The following is a 17,032-nucleotide window of genomic DNA, read 5'->3' on the forward strand; positions in this document are numbered from 1 at the left end:
GCACTGGTGACGGTGTGGGAGAGTAGGACGCAGCCGGACACACATTGGTTGAGCGCCCCAGACGGAACTTCATTGATCCGACTGGGGCGCTCCCTTTTTTGTGCCCAGGAAGTGGCGCCGGCGCGGCCGGCGCGGAAGGATGACGACATGAGCGACCAGTACGGCGACGACGACCGACGACGCTCCCACGACCGCGGTTCCGACGACCGCCGGGGCGACCGCCGTGACGGCCCGCGACGCTCCGACGGCGACCGAGGCGGTCGAACCGGTGGAGACCGTCGCGACGACCGACGCAGCGACCGACCCTCCCACGGCGGTGACCGCCGCCGTGACGGCGACCGGCCCTCCTACGGCGGAAACCGTGGCGACGACCGCCGCAGCGACCGCCCCGCCTCCGGCGGCGACCGCCGCCGTGATGGCGACCGGCCCTCCTACGGCGCAAACCGTGGCGACGACCGCCGCAGCGACCGCCCCGCCTCCGGCGGCGACCGCCGCCGTGATGGCGACCGGCCCTCCTACGGCGCAAACCGTGGCGACGACCGCCGCAGCGACCGCCCCGCCTCCGGCGGCGACCGCCGCCGTGATGGCGACCGGCCCTCCTACGGCGCAAACCGTGGCGACGACCGCCGCAGCGACCGCCCCTCCTACGGCGGCGACCGCCGCCGGGATGGTGACCGTCCCTCCTACGGCGGAAACCGTGGCGACGACCGCCGCAGCGACCGCCCCTCCTACGGCGGNCGACGGAGACCGCCCCTCCTACGGTGGCGACCGCCGCCGCGACGGAGACCGCCCCTCCTACGGCGGTGACCGCCGCCGCGACGGAGACCGCCCCTCCTACGGTGGCGACCGCCGCCGCGACGGAGACCGCCCCTCCTACGGCGGTGACCGCCGCCGCGACGGAGACCGCCCCTCCTACGGTGGCGACCGCCGCCGCGACGGAGACCGCCCCTCCTACGGCGGTGACCGCCGCCGCGACGGAGACCGCCCCTCCTACGGTGGCGACCGCCGCCGCGACGGAGACCGCCCCTCCTACGGCGGTGACCGCCGCCGCGACGGAGACCGCCCCTCCTACGGTGGCGACCGCCGCCGCGACGGAGACCGCCCCTCCTACGGCGGCGACCGCCGCCGCGATGGCGACCGTCCTCCCTACGGCGGAAACCGTGGCGACGACCGCCGCAGCGACCGCCCGTCCTCGTACGGCAAGGATCGCGACCGGGACCGCTCGGGTGGCCGGCCGCGTCGTGACGACCGTGACCGCGCTCCGGAGCAGCGCGGTGGTTCGCGCCTGACGCCGAAGTCCCCGCGCNGTCCTCGTACGGCAAGGATCGCGACCGGGACCGCTCGGGTGGCCGGCCGCGTCGTGACGACCGTGACCGCGCTCCGGAGCAGCGCGGTGGTTCGCGCCTGACGCCGAAGTCCCCGCGCAGGCCGGAGCCGGCCATCCCCGAGGGCGTGACGGGCTTCGAGCTCGACCGCGGCGTCAAGAACCAGCTGCGCACCCTGTCCAAGGAGAACGCCGAGGGCGTGGCACAGCACCTCGTCATGGTGGCTGAGCTGCTCGACGTCGACGTCGAGGCTGCCCTCGCCCACGCGGAGACGGCCGTGCGCCGCGCCGGTCGCGTGCCGGCCGCCCGCGAGGCGCTCGGCCTCGTCGCCTACCGCATGGGTGACTGGGCCCGGGCGCTCGGTGAGTTCCGCACGGTCCGCCGCCTGTCCGGTTCGAGCCACCTGCTGCCGCTCATGGTCGACTGCGAGCGTGGCCTGGGCCGACTCTCCAAGGCCCTCGAGCTCGCCCAGACCCCGGAGGCCCAGAACCTCGCTGTCGACGACCGCGTCGAGCTCGCGATCGTCGTCTCCGGCATCCGCCGCGACCTTGGCCAGCTCGACGCCGCGGCCGCGGGCCTGTCCGACCTGGTCAAGCGGGTCAACCCCAACCGGCCGCTCGCAGCACGCCTCTACTACGCGTACGCCGACGCCCTCCTCGGCGCCGGCAACGCCGACGGTGCGCGCGAGTGGTTCGCCCGCGCCGCCGACGCCGACCACGACCTGACGACCGACGCGGCCGAGCGCCTCGAGGAGCTCGACGGGATCGACCTCACCGACCTGCTCGAGGGTGAGGACGACGAGGACGAGTCCGGCTCCGACGCCGAGACGGACGACCCGCGCGAGCGTGACTGACCGGGCCTTCGTCGACGGCTACACGGGAGTCGTCTGCGACCTCGACGGCGTCGTCTACCGCGGTGACGATGCCGTCGACGGTGCGCCGAAAGCCTTGCAGGACATCGTCGCCCGCGGCATCGCCGTCGTCTACGCGACGAACAACGCCTCACGCGTACCCTCGGATGTCGCCGACCAGCTGGCTGGTCTCGGCGCCCCCGGGGGCGCGGACGACGTCGTCACCAGTGCCCAGGCCGGGGCCGAACGGCTCGCGTCCACGCTCGACCCCGGCTCGCGGGTGCTCGCCCTCGGCGGCCCCGGCGTCGCCGAGGCGCTGGAGCGTGCCGGCCTGTGCCCCGTCACTCCGCAGGAGCTCGGCGAGGCGCCGGACGTCCCATGCACGGCTGTCCTGCAAGGCTTCGGCCGCGGCCTGACCGTGCTCGACTTCGAGCGGGCTGCGCGGCTGCTCGGCTCGGGCATCCCGTGGGTGGCGACGAACGACGACGCGACCCTGCCCCTCCCGTGGGGTGACGCGCCCGGCAACGGCGCCTACGTCGACCTGCTCGCATCCGCCGTCGGCCGCCGGCCGGACGTCGTCGGCAAGCCGCACGCGCCGCTCTACCAGCTGGCGACCGCCCGGCTCGGGGCCGAACCCTCGCAGGTGCTCGCCGTGGGCGACCGGCTCGACACCGACATCGCCGGCGCTCGTGCCGCCGGCACCGACTCGGCGTGGGTGCTCACGGGCGTCGGTCGCCCCAGCGACTTGCTCGACACCGACCTGCGCCCGACGGTCGTCGTGCGCTGCCTCTCCGACCTCCTAGCGCCCCTCGAGCTGCCGAGCCGGCAGCAAGACGGCTGGTCATGTGGTGCCAGCCGGGTCCGCGTGCGCGACGACGACTTCGAGGTGGTGGAGGCCGGTGCCGACAGCGGCGACCTGCTACGCGCCGGGCTGGCGGCGCTCGTGGAGCGTCGCGACGCCGGACCGGCCGGCGCGCGGCTCGCCGCCGCGGGCAGCCGCCTCGACCGACTCGCGGCCGGGCACCCGCTAGCCTGACCCGAGCGGAACCCACGACGACGGAGGACGACATGTTCGGCGACGAACCCCGACAGGCCGACGCGGACGCAGCCACGCCCGAGCTCGACCACGACGGGAGCGACGATGCGTCCTTCGAGCTGGCGAACGAGGTCGACCCGGTGGACGCCGACGACGCCGACGACACTGGGGACATCGGGGCCGACAACACCGGCGACGTCTGGGACGACACCTACGACTCCGGCACTGACGACCCCGGCGACGCGGACGACGACACCGAAGCCGACACCGATGACGACGCCGAGGTGCCCTTCGAGCCGGCCTTCGACGACCGCCCGGTGCCCGAGGCTCCGGCCACCGGCGACACCGCCATCGACGAGGCGATGACCGAGCTCGCTGTGGCACAGGCGGGTTCGTTCGAGGCGCGCATCGAGGCGGGGGAGCGCGCCCACCGGCTCCTGCAGGGCCGGCTGGGCGGCCTCGGCGAGGCGTGAGCGCCCGCAGGCTCGACGCCGAGCTCGTGCGTCGAGGGCTGGCCCGGTCCCGGGCCCAGGCCCGTGAGCTCGTCGACGCCGCGAGCGTCCTCGTCGACGGCCGCCCGGCCGCCAAGGCGTCCGCTCCGGTCGACGACGACACGACGATCACCCTGACGCGCGAGCCCGACCACTGGGTCGGCCGGGCCGCGCTCAAGCTGCTCCACGCGCTCGACACCTGGCCGGTGCGGGTCGAGGGCCGCCGCTGCCTCGACGTCGGCGCGAGCACAGGAGGCTTCACCCAGGTGCTCCTCGAGCACGGCGCCGCGCACGTGACGGCCCTCGACGTCGGGCACGGCCAGCTCGTCGCGTCCCTGGCGGAGGACCCGCGCGTGCGCGACCTGCCCGGCACCAACATCCGCGACGTCGACGTGGCCGGCCTCGGCGGGGCGTTCGACCTCGTCGTCTCCGACCTGTCCTTCATCTCGCTGGCCATCGCGCTGCCGGCCATGCGCCCGCTCGTCACCGACGACGGCGACCTCGTCGTCCTCGTCAAGCCGCAGTTCGAGGTCGGGCGGGAGCGGCTCGGCCGCAAGGGCGTCGTGACCTCGGTGCACGAGCACCGACGCGTGCTTCGCGAGGTCGCGGCCGTGGCCGCGCAGCTCGGGCTGCACCTGCACGGTGCCGCGGCGAGCCCCATCACCGGCACCGACGGCAACCGCGAGTTCCTCTTCTGGCTCGCACCGAGGCCCGTACCCGGCACCGACCCCGGGGCCGGAACGGACGGCGTCGATGACATGCTGGAGGCCCTCGACCCGGAAGGAGCGCCGTGACGCGTCGGATCCTGCTCGTGGCCCATCCGCGCCGACCCGAGGCGCTGGCGGTCGCCAAGGGGGTTGTCGAACGCCTGACCCACCTCGGCATCGACGTGTCGCTGCAGACCGAGGAGGCGCAGGCCCTCGACCTCAAGGACAGCGCCCGCGTCCACGTCGCCTCCAGGGAGGAGCAGGTCGCCGAGGGGTGCGACCTCGTCGTCGTCCTCGGCGGCGACGGCACGATCCTGCGCGGGGCCGAGTTCGCCCGGCGCGTCGACGTGCCGCTGCTCGGCGTCAACCTCGGGCACGTCGGCTTCCTCGCCGAGGCCGAGCGCGACGACCTCGACGCCACCGTCGAGCACATCGCCACGAACAACTACGCCGTCGAGGAGCGCATGACGCTGCACGTCGACGCCAAGCTGCACGGCGAGCTCATCGCCAGCAGCTGGGCGCTCAACGAGGTCAGTGTCGAGAAGGCCGCCCGCGAGCGGATGCTCGAGGCGACGATCGAGGTCGACGGCCGACCGCTGCAGAGCTGGGGGTGCGACGGCGTCATCGTCTCCACGCCGACCGGCTCGACCGCGTACGCCTTCTCCGCCGGGGGCCCGGTCATCTGGCCCCAGGTCGAGGCGATGCTGCTCGTGCCGAGCGCCGCGCACGCGCTCTTCGCCCGTCCGCTCGTGCTCGGCCCCGACTCCCACCTCGCGATCGAGATCAAGGCGGCCACCGAGGGCTCCGGGGTCATGTGGTGCGACGGCCGCCGCCACGTCGCCCTGCCCCCGGGGGCCCGGATCGAGGTGCGCAAGGGCATCCGCCCGGTCCGCCTCGCCCGGCTGAGCAGGGCCCCGTTCACCGACCGGCTCGTGGCCAAGTTCGACCTCTCCGTCGAGGGCTGGCGGGGCAACGGCGACGCCGTGCAGCCCGGTCAGATCGACGCGTCGGGCCTGTCGGGGGACAAGCCCCCGGCCGTTGGGGGTGCCCGGCCCTAAGGTGGGTCCCGTGTTCAGCCAGATGCGGATCCGCGGCGTCGGGGTCATCGACGAGGCCGTCCTCGACCTCAGTCCCGGTCTCAACGTGCTCACCGGTGAGACCGGTGCCGGCAAGACGATGGTGGTGTCCGGCCTCGGGCTCCTGCTCGGCGAGCGCGCCGACTCCGGGCTCGTGCGCGCCGGCGCCGACTCCGCCTTCGTCGAGGGCGTCGTCCAGCTGCCGCCCGACCACCCGGCCCTCGCGCGCGCCGACGACGCCGGCGCCGAGCACGACGACGGCGAGCTCGTCATCGCCCGCACCATCGCGGCCACCGGTCGCAGCCGCGCCCACGTCGGGGGCCGCACCGCCCCGGTCGGGGTGCTCGCCGAGCTCGGCGAGCTGCTCGTGGCCGTGCACGGCCAGGCCGACCAGTGGCGGCTCAAGCAGGGCGACGCGCACCGTGAGGTCCTCGACGACTTCGGTGGCCCGCCCCTGCACGAGCTGCGCGAGCGCGTCGGCGCCCTGCACGACCGCTGGCGCGACACGCGTCGGGAGCACGAGCGGCTCGTGGGCGAGGCGCGTGAGCGGGCCCGCGAGATCGACGGGTTGACCGCCTCCCTCGAGGAGATCGAGGCCGTCGACCCCCAGCCGGGGGAGGACCTCACGCTGCGTGCCGAGGACGAGCGGCTGGCCCACGCCGACACGCTGCGCCTCGCGGCCGGGCAGGCCCTCGCCGACCTCAGCGGCGACGAGATCGCCGCCGAGTCGGCGCCCAACGTCCGCGAGCTGCTCTCCGGCGCCCGTTCGGCACTGGCTCCGGCCACCGACCACGACGAGGCCCTGCGCGGCCTCGACGAGCGGCTCCACGAGGTCGGCACGCTCGTCACCGAGCTCTCGGCCGACCTCGCCGCCTACCTCGACGACGTCGAGCTCGACCCCGAGCGGCTCTCCTTCGTCCAGCAGCGACGCGCGTCGCTCGGCGCGCTGACCCGCAAGTACGGCGAGACCGTCGACGAAGTGCTCGCCTGGGGGCAGCGCTCGGCCGCGCGCCTCGACGAGCTCGTCCGCGCCGACGACCGGGTCGCCGGCCTGGCCACCGAGCTCGACGCGCTCGAGGCCGAGCTGGTCGCGGCGTCGGTCGCGCTGTCCGACGCCCGTCGCGCCGCCGCGCAGGAGTTCGCGACCCGTGTGTCCGACGAGCTCGCGCACCTGTCCATGGGCAAGGCGGTGCTGGCCGTCGACGTCCGCCACCGCATCGACCCCGAGGGCACGGCGTTGCCGGGTGGAGACCGGGTGCGCCTGTCCCGCACGGGGATCGACGACATCGAGATCCTCCTCGCCGCCAACGCCGGCGCCCAGCCGAGGAGCGTCGCCCGAGCCGCCAGCGGTGGAGAGCTGTCCCGCGTCATGCTCGCGCTCGAGGTGGTCGGCGCGCACACGGCGACGTCCGGACCGCCGACCTTCGTCTTTGACGAGGTCGACGCCGGCGTCGGTGGTCGTGCGGCCCTCGACGTCGGCGCCCGGCTGGCGGCCCTGGCCGAGCAGGCGCAGGTCATCGTCGTCACCCACCTGGCCCAGGTCGCGGCCTTCGCCGACCGGCACCTCGTCGTGCACAAGGCGGACGACGGACGCGTCACCACGAGCAGCGTCAGCACCGTCGAGGGCCCGGACCGGCTCCGTGAGCTCTCGCGGATGATGGGCGGCGACCCCGACTCCGAGGCGGGCCTGGCCCACGCCGAGGACCTCCTCGAGCAGACGGCGTCGGCCCGCGCCGAGGCCACCCGGAAGCCGGCACGCGGCCGTGCGGCGTCGACCACCGGCAAGCGGCGCGCGGCGGGCCGGTCGAAGGAGCGGAGCAAGGCGTCCTGACGCGCCCCGTCCCACCGCCGACGAGCCGTGACGGCGGGTTCGGGCCGACGTGGAAGGATTGGCCTGCCATGTCGATCTCCATCCGCCGCCGCGGCCACGTCCCCGACTCCGGTCCGGGCGTGGTCGGTCCTGCGCGCGTCGACCGCCGCACCAAGAACCTCACGAAGCGGCTGCAGCCCGGCGACATCGCCGTCATCGACCACACCGACCTCGACAAGGTCAGCGCCGACGCGCTCGTGACGGCCCGCCCGGCCGCGGTCGTCAACGCCGCGGCGTCGATCAGCGGGCGCTACCCCAACCTGGGCCCGCAGATCCTCGTCGAGGCCGGCATCCCGCTGCTCGACGCGGCGGGCCATGACGTCATGGACCTCGAGGACGGTGCGTCGCTGCGCCTCGACGGCGACGACCTGTGGGCCGGGGAGCGCAGGGTCGCGACCGGACGGCTCCTCGACGCCGAGGCCGTGGCGGCCGACATGCACGAGGCGCGAGCCGGTCTCGCGGTGCAGATCGAGGCCTTCGCGACGAACACCATGGAGTTCATCCGCAAGGAGCGCGACCTGCTCCTCGACGGCATCGGCATCCCGCCGATCACCACCGAGATCGACGGCCGGCACTGCCTCATCGTCGTCCGCGGCTACCACTACCGCGAGGACCTCGAGACGCTGCGGCCCTACATCCGCGAGTACCGCCCCGTCCTCATCGGCGTCGACGGCGGCGCCGACGCGATCCTCGAGGCGGGGCACAAGCCCGACCTCATCGTCGGCGACATGGACTCGGTGTCCGACCAGGCGCTGACCTGCGGCGCCGAGGTCGTCGTGCACGCCTACCGCGACGGTCGCGCCCCCGGCCTGGCCCGGGTGCAGGCCCTCGGCATCGAGCCGGTCGTCTTCCCGGCCGCAGGCACGAGCGAGGACGTCGCCATGCTGCTCGCCGACGACGCCGGCGCCGAGCTCATCGTCGCCGTGGGCACGCACGTCACCCTCGTCGAGTTCCTCGACAAGGGCCGCGACGGGCAGGCCTCGACCTTCCTGACCCGCCTGCGCGTCGGCGGCAAGCTCGTCGACGCCAAGGGGGTCAGCCGCCTCTACCGGGCCCGCATCCCCGGACGGCTGCTCGTCGCCATGTGCATCGCCGGCCTGCTCGCCCTGTTCGCCGCCCTCGCGGCGACGCCCGGCGGGGAGGCGTGGCTGCAGGTCGTCGCCGCACGCTGGGACGACCTCTGGAACGCCATCGTTGGGATCTTCACGTGATCGACTTCCGCTACCACCTCGTCTCCATCATCTCGATCTTCCTCGCGCTCGCCGTCGGCATCGTCCTCGGCGCCGGGCCGCTGCAGTCGACGATCGGGGACACCCTCGGCGACCAGGTCATCGCGCTCCGCTCGGAGAAGCAGACCCTCAACGACAAGCTGACGACGAGCGAGAAGCTCGTCGAGGCCTCCGACGAGTACGAGACAGCCGTCCAGCCGCGCGTCGTGCAGGGGCGTCTGACCGGCCACCGGGTCGTCACCGTCGTGCTCCCGTCGGCCGACGGGTCACTCGCCGACAGCCTCGAGAACGTCGTCCCCCAGAGCGGGGCGACGAGCACCGGGACCGTCACCGTGAGCCAGGACTGGTTCGACCCGTCCCAGGCCGCCGACCGCGAGCAGGCGGCCAAGGCGTCGGCGGCCGCCCTCGGGCTGCACACCAACGCGTCGGGGGACGCCCTGCTCGACGAGGTGTTGACGCACCTGCTCGTGTCCCGCAGCGAGACGACGTCCTCGGCCCAGCGCACGGCCGCGCTCAAGGTGCTCACCGACGCCGGCCTCGTCGACAGCAGCGCCGACGACCTCGCGCCCGCCGACCTCGCGGTCGTGGTCTCGGGCGACTTCGCGGGCACGCAGGCCGCCGTCGACACCCGCAGCGACAACATCCGATCCATCGTCTCCGGGCTCGCGTCGGGCTCCAACGGCACCGTCGTCGCGGGCGGCGAGCCGGTGGCGGCCGCCGGTCAGCCGGCGTCGTCGGACGCCGTGGCGGCCGTCCGCTCCAAGTCGGAGACCGCCGACGTCGTCGCCACGGTCGACCACGCCCGCGCGGGCAACGGCCCCGCCGTCGTCGTGCTCGCCGTCGAGGGCCTGCTCGACGACCGGGTGGGCCACTACGGCATCTCGTCCGGAGCGACGGCGACCGTGCCGAGGGTCCTGCCGTGACGGTCCGGCGACGTGGCGGGCCCCTCCTCGCCGTCGCCGCCTCCGCTGCCGCCGCGTGGGCCACGAGCCGGTCGGCTCGCCGCCTCTCGCGGCCGCTCGCGCAGCCCTGGGAACGGACCAACCACGCCGGCCGCAGCGTCACCCTCCTCGAGGGTCCGGCGTTCGTCGTGGGCGCGCTCGCCGGCGCGGCGCTGGCCCCGGCGGTGCGGCCGATGCGCCCGGCGCACCGCGCCGCCGTCGCCGTCGCGGCCGCCGCGGCGGGTGCCCTCGGCGCCCTCGACGACCTCGCCGGCGGGACGGCCGACAAGGGGCTGCGCGGCCACCTCGGCGCCCTGCGCCGCGGCGAGGTGACGACCGGCGCCGTCAAGGTCGTCGGCCTCGCCGCCACCGGCCTCGTCGCGGCCGCCCTGTCCGACCTGTCAGAACCTGACCGCCGTCCGCGCGGGGGAGCCCTCGCGACGCTCGTCGGGGGCGCGGTCGTGGCGGGGGCTGCCAACGCCGTCAACCTCTTCGACCTGCGCCCGGGCCGGGCCCTCAAGGTCACCGTCGTCGCCGCGGCGCCGCTCGTCGGCACGACCTCCGGCGCAGCCGCCCTCGGCGCGTCCCTCGGAGTCGTCGGTGACGACCTCGCCGCGCGTTCGATGCTCGGCGACACCGGCGCGAACGCCGCGGGAGCCCTCGTCGGGCTCGCGGTCGTCGAACGCTTCGGGCTCGCCGGTCGGGTGGTCGCCCTGGCCGGGCTCACCGCCCTGACGCTCGCCTCCGAACGCGTCAGCTTCACCCGCGTCATCGAGGGCAACCGGGTGCTGCGCGCCGTCGACGAGTGGGGCAGGAGCCCGCGGTGAGCGCACCGGCCACGGGCGGACCCGCCGGGCGGCGCCTCCCCGGCGCCGGCATGTTCGCCGCAGCCGGAACCATCGCCGTCATCACCTTGGTGGCCCGCGTCGTCGGCTTCGGCCGGTGGTTCGTCTTCTCGCACTCGGTGGGTGCGACGTGCGTCGGCAGCGTCTACCAGTCGGTCAACGCGGTGCCCAACGTCCTGTTCGAGATCGCCGCGGGAGGCGTGCTCGCCGCCGTCGCCGTACCGCTCGTCGCCGGGGCGCTGGCCCGCGGTGCCCGGCACGATGCCGACACCACGGCGTCGGCGCTGCTCACCTGGGTCGTGCTCGTCCTCGTGCCCCTCGGGCTGCTCGTCGCGCTCGCGGCCCGCCCGATCGCGTCGGCGCTGCTCGGCACCGGCTGCGCGGCCGAGGTCGACCTCGGCGCCGAGCTGCTCGTCGTCTTCGCCGCCCAGGTGCCCCTCTACGGCCTCGCCATCGTCCTGGCCGGCGTGCTCCAGGCCCATCGGCGCTTCGTCGGCCCGGCGCTCGCCCCGCTGCTGTCGAGCCTCGTCGTCATCGCCACCTACCTGCTCTACCGGGCGCTCGTGGCCGACCCGGCGGCCGAGATCCCCGCCGTGCCCGGCGGCGCGATCGCGGTGCTGGCCGGTGGCACGACGCTCGGCGTGCTGGCCCTCGGCGTGCCGCTGCTGGTGCCGGTGCGCCGTGCGGGCATCCGGCTGCGGCCCCGGCTCCGGTTCCCGTCCGGGGTCGGCGCTCGGGTGCGGACCCTCGCCGTCGCCGGCCTGCTCGCCGTCGCCGGCCAGCAGGTGGCCACCCTCGTCGTGATCCGGCTGGCCAACGACCGCGGCGGCGCCGGAACGCTCAACGTCTACACGTACGCGCAGGCCGTGATGCTCCTGCCGTACGCCGTGCTCGCCGTCCCGCTCGCCACCGCGGCGTTCCCGTCGCTCGCCGGGGCCGCCGGCGCGGCGAGGCCTGCCGCCGGTGCCGAGGCCGTCGCGACGCTGCGCCGGGCCTGGCTCGCGACCCTCGTCGTCGGGGTCGCCGGCGTCGCCGGGCTCGTGGCCGTGGCCCGTCCCGTCGGCTGGTTCTTCGCGAACCTCGACGCCGGAGCCCAGGACGACTCGACGATCGACACCCTGGTCTCCATGGGGGACGCCGTGACCCTGTTCGCTCCGTCGGTCCTCGGCCTCGCGGTCATCGGCCTGCTGACCCGCGCGTCCTACGTGCGCGGCTCGGCCGTGCTCGCCGGCGCCCTCGCGGCCGGCGGCTGGCTCGCCTCCGCGGTGATCGCCCTGCTGGTGCTCGACCCCGCCGGCGCGGGCGGCCCGACCACGCTGCGGGTGCTCGCGGCGTCGACGAGCGCCGGACTGCTCCTCGGAGCGGTCGCCCTCGCCGTCCTCGTCGCCGCCTCGTGGGGAGGGCGGGCGCTGGCCGTGCCGTTCCGGCCGCTGCTCGCCACGACCGTCGGCGCAGTCGTGGCCGGCCTCGCGGGTCGTGGCGTCTCGGGGCTGCTCGAGATCCACGGCTTCGGCCGGTCGCTCGGCGGCAGCCTCGTCCTCGGGCTCGCCGTCGGCGCGCTCGCCATCGTCCTCATGGCGGGTCTGGCTCTTGCCGTGGATCCGTCGCTCCTGCGCCGGCTGCGCCGGGACCGGGTCGGCTCCGGCGCCGGGACAGCGGACCCTGCCCCCGCGAGCGCCGGCTCCACGGTCGTCGACGGTCAGGACGCCCCGTGAGGGTCCTCATGGTGCTGGGCCACTCCACCGGCGGCATCGGCGCCCACGTCGGCGACCTCGTCGCCGGGCTCCGCGACACCGGCCACGAGGTCGTGGTCGTCACGGCGGCCTCGACCGCCGAGGCGCTCGGCTGGACCGACGCGCGGCGGCTGTGGCCGGTCCACCGCGGGCTGCGTGCCCCGCGTGGCCTGTTCGACTGGCACCGGATCATGCGGCTGGCCTCCGGGGCCGACGTCGTCCACGCCCACGGCCACCAGGCCGCGGTCGTCGCGGCCGTCGCGGTCGCCAGGGCCCGTCCCCGCCCGCGTCTCGTCGTCTCGCTGCACAACGACCTGCCGCCCGGCGCACGGCGACGGGCTCGCGACCTCGTGGGGTGGGCCCTGCGACGGGCCGACCTCGTCACGGGAGCCAGCCCCGATCTCGTCGACCTCGCCCGCGCCCTCGGCGCCCGACGCGTGGAGGCGGCCGACGTCCCCTCGCCGCGCACCGCGTCGCTGCTCACGGCCGACGCCCTCGGTGACCGCGAGCGGACCGAGCTGCTGGCGTCGGCCGGCGTCCCGCCCGATCGGCCGGTCGTGCTCACCGTGTCCCGCATCGCGCCCCAGAAGCAGCTCGACACCCTCGTCGAGGCCGCCGCAGTGTCCGCGGAGCCGGCCACGTGGGTCGTCGTCGGCGACGGCGACGCCGGTCTGCGCGCCGGGCTCGCAGCCCGCGCAGCCAGTGCCGCCGCCCCCGTGCACCTCGTCGGCGCCCGCAGCGACGTCGAGCTCTGGCTGCGAGCCGCCGACGTGTTCGTCCTCGCGAGCCGCTGGGAGGCCCGCGCGCTCGTCGTCCAGGAGGCGATGGCGGCCGCGCTGCCGGTCGTCGTGCCCCGCACCGGGGGGCTGCCCGGTCTGGTCCGCGACGCCGGCGTTCTCGTGCCCGTCGGTGACGCCGACGCCCTCGCGGAGCAGGTGGACCGCCTGCTCGCCGACCCCGGGTCACGCCACGCGCTGGGCCTCGCGGCACGCGTCGAGGCGGGCGGCTGGGCCACTCCGGAGGACGAGGCGCGCCGGTGGGGCGAGCGCTACACCGAGCTGCTCCGCGGATGACGTAGACTTAAAGCCCGTGGTGGAAACGACGAAGCACATCTTTGTGACCGGGGGCGTGGCCTCTTCGCTCGGCAAGGGCCTCACGGCATCCAGCCTCGGACGACTTCTCCGTTCGCGCGGTCTGCGCGTGACGATGCAGAAGCTCGATCCCTATCTCAACGTCGACCCAGGGACGATGAACCCGTTCCAGCACGGCGAGGTCTTCGTGACCGACGACGGCGCGGAGACCGACCTCGACATCGGTCACTACGAGCGCTTCCTCGACGTCAACCTCGTCGGCAGCGCGAACGTCACGACCGGACAGGTCTACAACAACGTCATCGCCAAGGAACGCCGCGGCGAGTACCTCGGCGACACCGTCCAGGTCATCCCGCACATCACGAACGAGATCGTGTCGCGGATGCGGGCGCTCGCGACCGGCGGCCCCGACGCCCCGGACGTCATCATCACCGAGATCGGCGGCACGGTCGGCGACATCGAGTCGCTGCCCTTCCTCGAGGCCGCCCGCCAGGTGCGCCACCTCATCGGCCGCGACAACAGCTTCTTCCTCCACGTCTCGCTCGTGCCGTACCTGGCCCCGAGCGGCGAGCTGAAGACGAAGCCGACGCAGCACTCGGTGGCGGCGCTGCGCCAGGTCGGTATCCAGCCCGACGGCCTCGTGCTGCGTGCCGACCGCGAGATCCCGGAGCCGATCAAGCGCAAGATCTCGCTCATGTGCGACGTCGACGTCGACGCGGTCGCCGCGGCCGTCGACGCCCCGAGCATCTACGACATCCCGAAGGTCCTGCACCGCGAGCGCCTCGACGCCTACGTCATCCGCCGCCTGGGCCTCAACTTCCGCGACGTCGACTGGACCGAGTGGGACCAGCTGCTCCAGCGCGTCCACGACCCCGAGCACGAGGTCGAGGTCGCGCTCGTCGGCAAGTACATCGACCTGCCCGACGCGTACCTGTCGGTCACCGAGGCCCTGCGCGCCGGCGGCTTCCACCACGACGCCAAGGTCAACATCCGCTGGGTCGCGAGCGACGAGTGCCAGACGCCGGCCGGTGCCCAGCGCGCCCTCGGCGGCGTCGACGCGATCCTCGTGCCCGGCGGCTTCGGGGTGCGCGGCATCGAGGGCAAGCTCGGCGCGCTGTCGTGGGCCCGCGAGAAGCAGGTGCCGACCCTCGGCATCTGCCTCGGCCTCCAGTGCATGGTCATCGAGTTCGCCCGCACCGAGCTCGGCGTCGCCGACGCGAGCTCGACGGAGTTCGACCCGCAGACCCAGCACCCGGTCATCGCGACGATGGAGGAGCAGAAGGCGTTCGTCGAGGGCGCCGGCGACCTCGGCGGCACGATGCGCCTCGGCCTCTACCCGGCGGCCCTCAAGGAGGGCAGCGTCGTGCGCGAGGCCTACGGCCAGGCCGAGGTCAAGGAGCGCCACCGGCACCGCTACGAGGTCAACAACGCCTACCGCGCTGACCTCGAGAAGGCCGGCCTCGTGTTCTCGGGCACCTCGCCCGACGGCACGCTCGTCGAGTTCGTCGAGCTGCCCCGAGACGTGCACCCGTACTACGTGTCGACGCAGGCCCACCCGGAGTTCCTGTCGCGCCCGAACCGCGCCCACCCGCTCTTCGCCGGCCTCATCGGCGCGGCGCTCGAGCGCCAGCGCGGTGAGCGGCTCGTCGAGGTGGAGCGTCGTCGCTCGGAGGCCGCTACGGAGGCCACGGACGCCGCGCATGACCTCGAGCCGGCCGTCGAGCCCGACGCGTCGCCCGTACCGGTCGCCGTCTCCGCCGACCACGACTGACGCGTGAGCCCCTCCGACATGGCGGGCCGCTCCGGCCTGTCCGCGCCGATCGGCTCGGGCGAGGACGTCGTCGAGGAGTGGCGCAGCCACCCGGTCCTCGACTCCCGGCTCGTCTTCGAGGGGCTCATCTTCGACGTCCGACGTGACCGGGTCGACCTCGGCGACGGCGGCGTCGTGACCCGCGACTACATCGAGCACCCGGGCGCCGTCGCCGTCCTCGCCCTGCGCGAGGTCGGCGGCGCCCCGCACGTGCTGCTCATCCAGCAGTACCGGCACGCCTCGACCGGCTTCGTCTGGGAGCTGCCGGCCGGGCTGCTCGACGTCGCGGGGGAGCCGCCGTGGCAGGCCGCCTCCCGCGAGCTCGCCGAGGAGGTCGACCTGCTCGCCGACGACTGGCACGTCCTCGCCGACGACGTCACCTCGCCCGGCGCGTTCGGCGAGACGGTCCGGGTGTTCCTGGCTCGTGGGCTGCACGACGTGCCCGACGCCGACCGCCACGAGCGCACCGCCGAGGAGATGACCCTGCGCCCGCTGTGGGTGCCCCTCGACGACGCCGTCGAGGCGGCGCTCGCGGGGCGCATCAGCAACTCGGCGACGCTCGTCGGGCTGCTCGCCGCGCACGCCTCCCGAAGCGGCGGCTGGGCCTCGCTGCGTCCGCGCGACGCCGCCTGGCCGGCGCGCGAGGCCCAGGCCGCGCGACGTTGAGAGCGAGCGGTCGGTGCACGAGGTGACGGGTTCGACCGGGGCACAGGCGTGCCCGTGCGGCAACGGCCTCGACCTCGCGCGGTGCTGCGGCCCCGTCGTCGACGGTGGACGTCTCGCCGAGACGGCCGAGGAGCTGATGCGATCGCGCTACACCGCCTTCGCCACCGGCGCGGCCGACCACCTCTTCCGCACGTGGCACCCGCGGACGCGTCCGGGCACCGTAGACCTCGACCCGTCGACGCGGTGGACCGGCCTCACGGTCCTGCGCACCGTGGACGGTGGGCCCGAGGACGACCACGGCGTCGTCGAGTTCGTCGCGTCGTGGGACGGCCGCGGGGTCCGGTCAGCCGGCCCCGGCGGCGCGGGTCGGGGCGAGCTGCACGAGGTCAGCCGGTTCTCCCGCAGGGGCGGGCGCTGGCTCTACGTCGACGGCGACCACGACTGAGGCGTCCGCGGTGGTCGCGCGCCGGGCGCTTGTCCGACGCCGCAGCACCGCCACGCCGACGCCGCCGAGGAGCAGGACGCCCCCTGTCAGCTCGAGCGGGTGCGGGCGCTCGGCGTAGACGAGCCCGGCGGCCGCCATCCCGAAGACCGGCACGAGCATCGCGAACGGCGTGACGCGCGCGACGGGGTAGCGCGCGAGCAGCGTGCTCCAGATGCCGTAGCCGACGAGCGAGGACAGGTAGGCGGTGTACGCCGTCGAGACCAGCGCCGGCCACTGGACGTGCGTCAGGGCGTGGCCGATGGAGTCCGGGCCCTCGAGCAGCAGCGACAGCGTGAGGGCCGGCAGCGGCACGACGAGCCCGGACCAGACGACGACGCCCAGCCCGGAGCCCGGTCCGAGCGCGCCGGCGCGCCGGGTCAGGACGTTGCCGACGGCCCATGAAACGGCGGCGAGGACGAGGACGACGAGCGGCAGCAGGGGAGCGGAGAGGCCGCGGCCGGCGGCGATGGTGAGCAGGCCGGCACCGCCGAGGGCGACGCCGATGCGCTGGGCCGTGGACGGGCGCTCGCGCAGCCACACCGCGGCGATCACGACGGTGAGCAGCACCTGCGCCTGCAGCACGAGCGAGGCCAGGCCGGGCGGCATGCCGAGGTGCAGCGAGACGTACATCAGGGCGAACTGCCCCAGGCTGGTGAAGATGCCGATGAGGGCGAGGTCGCGCCACGGCAGCGCCGGTCGCCGCACCAGGAACACCGCCGGGACGCAGACGACGACGAACCGGACCGCGAGGAACAGCAGGGGCGGGACCGAGTCGAGGCCGGTGCGGATCGCGACGAAGTTCGTGCCCCAGAGCAGGGCGACGAGGACGGCGAGGGCGGTGTCACGGCGGCGCATGGCCCCATCGTGGGGGAGCGCAA

The 17,032-nt window shown here is 75.0% G+C and carries 15 protein-coding genes; 14 read left to right on the forward strand and 1 reads right to left on the reverse strand.

Annotation, left to right across the window (positions count from 1 at the left end; genetic code table 11):
• Positions 1-1,452: 1,452 nt before the first annotated feature.
• The 14 genes from RY076_RS21660 (at position 1,453) to RY076_RS21725 (ending at position 16,115) form a co-directional block, all read left to right on the forward strand.
• The gene (locus tag RY076_RS21660; RefSeq protein ID WP_323101685.1) at positions 1,453-2,178 is read left to right on the forward strand and encodes a tetratricopeptide repeat protein; all 726 of its coding nucleotides are present in this window, start codon (positions 1,453-1,455) and stop codon (positions 2,176-2,178) included.
• Positions 2,171-3,211, forward strand: a complete 1,041-nt coding sequence (locus RY076_RS21665; protein WP_323101686.1) for an HAD-IIA family hydrolase — start codon at positions 2,171-2,173, stop codon at positions 3,209-3,211. The genes RY076_RS21660 and RY076_RS21665 overlap by 8 nt, the downstream gene beginning before the upstream one ends.
• Positions 3,212-3,243: 32 nt before the next feature.
• Positions 3,244-3,684 carry a hypothetical protein gene (locus RY076_RS21670; RefSeq protein ID WP_323101687.1) on the forward strand — a complete coding sequence of 147 codons (441 nt, stop codon included), beginning with the start codon at positions 3,244-3,246 and terminating at the stop codon, positions 3,682-3,684.
• Positions 3,681-4,496 (forward strand): TlyA family RNA methyltransferase, encoded by an 816-nt coding sequence (locus RY076_RS21675; RefSeq protein ID WP_323101689.1) that lies wholly within the window; start codon positions 3,681-3,683, stop codon positions 4,494-4,496. The genes RY076_RS21670 and RY076_RS21675 overlap by 4 nt, the downstream gene beginning before the upstream one ends.
• Positions 4,493-5,467: an NAD kinase gene (locus RY076_RS21680; RefSeq protein ID WP_323101691.1), complete on the forward strand. Its 975-nt coding sequence runs from the start codon at positions 4,493-4,495 to the stop codon at positions 5,465-5,467. The genes RY076_RS21675 and RY076_RS21680 overlap by 4 nt, the downstream gene beginning before the upstream one ends.
• A gap of 10 nt (positions 5,468-5,477) precedes the next feature.
• Positions 5,478-7,316, forward strand: coding sequence for a DNA repair protein RecN (gene recN, locus RY076_RS21685; RefSeq protein ID WP_323101694.1), 1,839 nt, complete (start codon positions 5,478-5,480; stop codon positions 7,314-7,316).
• Between the two features lie 68 nt (positions 7,317-7,384).
• Positions 7,385-8,566 (forward strand): putative cytokinetic ring protein SteA, encoded by a 1,182-nt coding sequence (steA, locus tag RY076_RS21690; RefSeq protein ID WP_323101696.1) that lies wholly within the window; start codon positions 7,385-7,387, stop codon positions 8,564-8,566.
• Entirely contained in the window at positions 8,563-9,507 is a 945-nt protein-coding gene (locus tag RY076_RS21695) for a copper transporter (protein WP_323101698.1), read from the forward strand. The genes steA and RY076_RS21695 overlap by 4 nt, the downstream gene beginning before the upstream one ends.
• The gene (locus RY076_RS21700; protein WP_323101699.1) at positions 9,504-10,352 is read left to right on the forward strand and encodes a hypothetical protein; all 849 of its coding nucleotides are present in this window, start codon (positions 9,504-9,506) and stop codon (positions 10,350-10,352) included. Before RY076_RS21695 ends, RY076_RS21700 begins: the two co-directional genes overlap by 4 nt.
• Positions 10,349-12,085 carry a murein biosynthesis integral membrane protein MurJ gene (murJ, locus tag RY076_RS21705; protein WP_323101703.1) on the forward strand — a complete coding sequence of 579 codons (1,737 nt, stop codon included), beginning with the start codon at positions 10,349-10,351 and terminating at the stop codon, positions 12,083-12,085. The genes RY076_RS21700 and murJ overlap by 4 nt, the downstream gene beginning before the upstream one ends.
• Positions 12,082-13,176 (forward strand): glycosyltransferase family 4 protein, encoded by a 1,095-nt coding sequence (locus tag RY076_RS21710; protein WP_323101704.1) that lies wholly within the window; start codon positions 12,082-12,084, stop codon positions 13,174-13,176. Before murJ ends, RY076_RS21710 begins: the two co-directional genes overlap by 4 nt.
• A 16-nt stretch (positions 13,177-13,192) precedes the next feature.
• Positions 13,193-14,965 carry a CTP synthase gene (locus tag RY076_RS21715; RefSeq protein ID WP_323101707.1) on the forward strand — a complete coding sequence of 591 codons (1,773 nt, stop codon included), beginning with the start codon at positions 13,193-13,195 and terminating at the stop codon, positions 14,963-14,965.
• A gap of 3 nt (positions 14,966-14,968) precedes the next feature.
• On the forward strand, positions 14,969-15,670 hold the full coding sequence (locus tag RY076_RS21720; RefSeq protein WP_323101710.1) for an NUDIX hydrolase: 702 nt from the start codon (positions 14,969-14,971) through the stop codon (positions 15,668-15,670).
• Positions 15,671-15,692: 22 nt separating this feature from the next.
• Positions 15,693-16,115: a YchJ family protein gene (locus RY076_RS21725; protein ID WP_323101712.1), complete on the forward strand. Its 423-nt coding sequence runs from the start codon at positions 15,693-15,695 to the stop codon at positions 16,113-16,115.
• Here the strand turns inward: RY076_RS21725 and RY076_RS21730 are convergent.
• A complete protein-coding gene (locus RY076_RS21730; protein ID WP_323101713.1) occupies positions 16,014-17,009 on the reverse strand; it encodes an EamA family transporter in 996 nt (331 codons plus the stop codon). The two genes, RY076_RS21725 and RY076_RS21730, sit on opposite strands and share 102 nt — an antisense overlap.
• Between the last annotated feature and the right edge of the window lie 23 nt (positions 17,010-17,032).

The organism is Intrasporangium zincisolvens, from assembly GCF_034724055.1.
Classification (GTDB): domain Bacteria; phylum Actinomycetota; class Actinomycetes; order Actinomycetales; family Dermatophilaceae; genus Monashia; species Monashia zincisolvens.

Excerpts from the sequence above, each read along its gene's own strand:
- RY076_RS21730 (WP_323101713.1), bottom strand. The coding sequence starts at position 17,009 with ATGCGCCGCCGTGACACCGCCCTCGCCGTCCTCGTCGCCCTGCTCTGG.
- steA (WP_323101696.1), top strand. The coding sequence starts at position 7,385 with ATGTCGATCTCCATCCGCCGCCGCGGCCACGTCCCCGACTCCGGTCCG.
- RY076_RS21670 (WP_323101687.1), top strand. The coding sequence starts at position 3,244 with ATGTTCGGCGACGAACCCCGACAGGCCGACGCGGACGCAGCCACGCCC.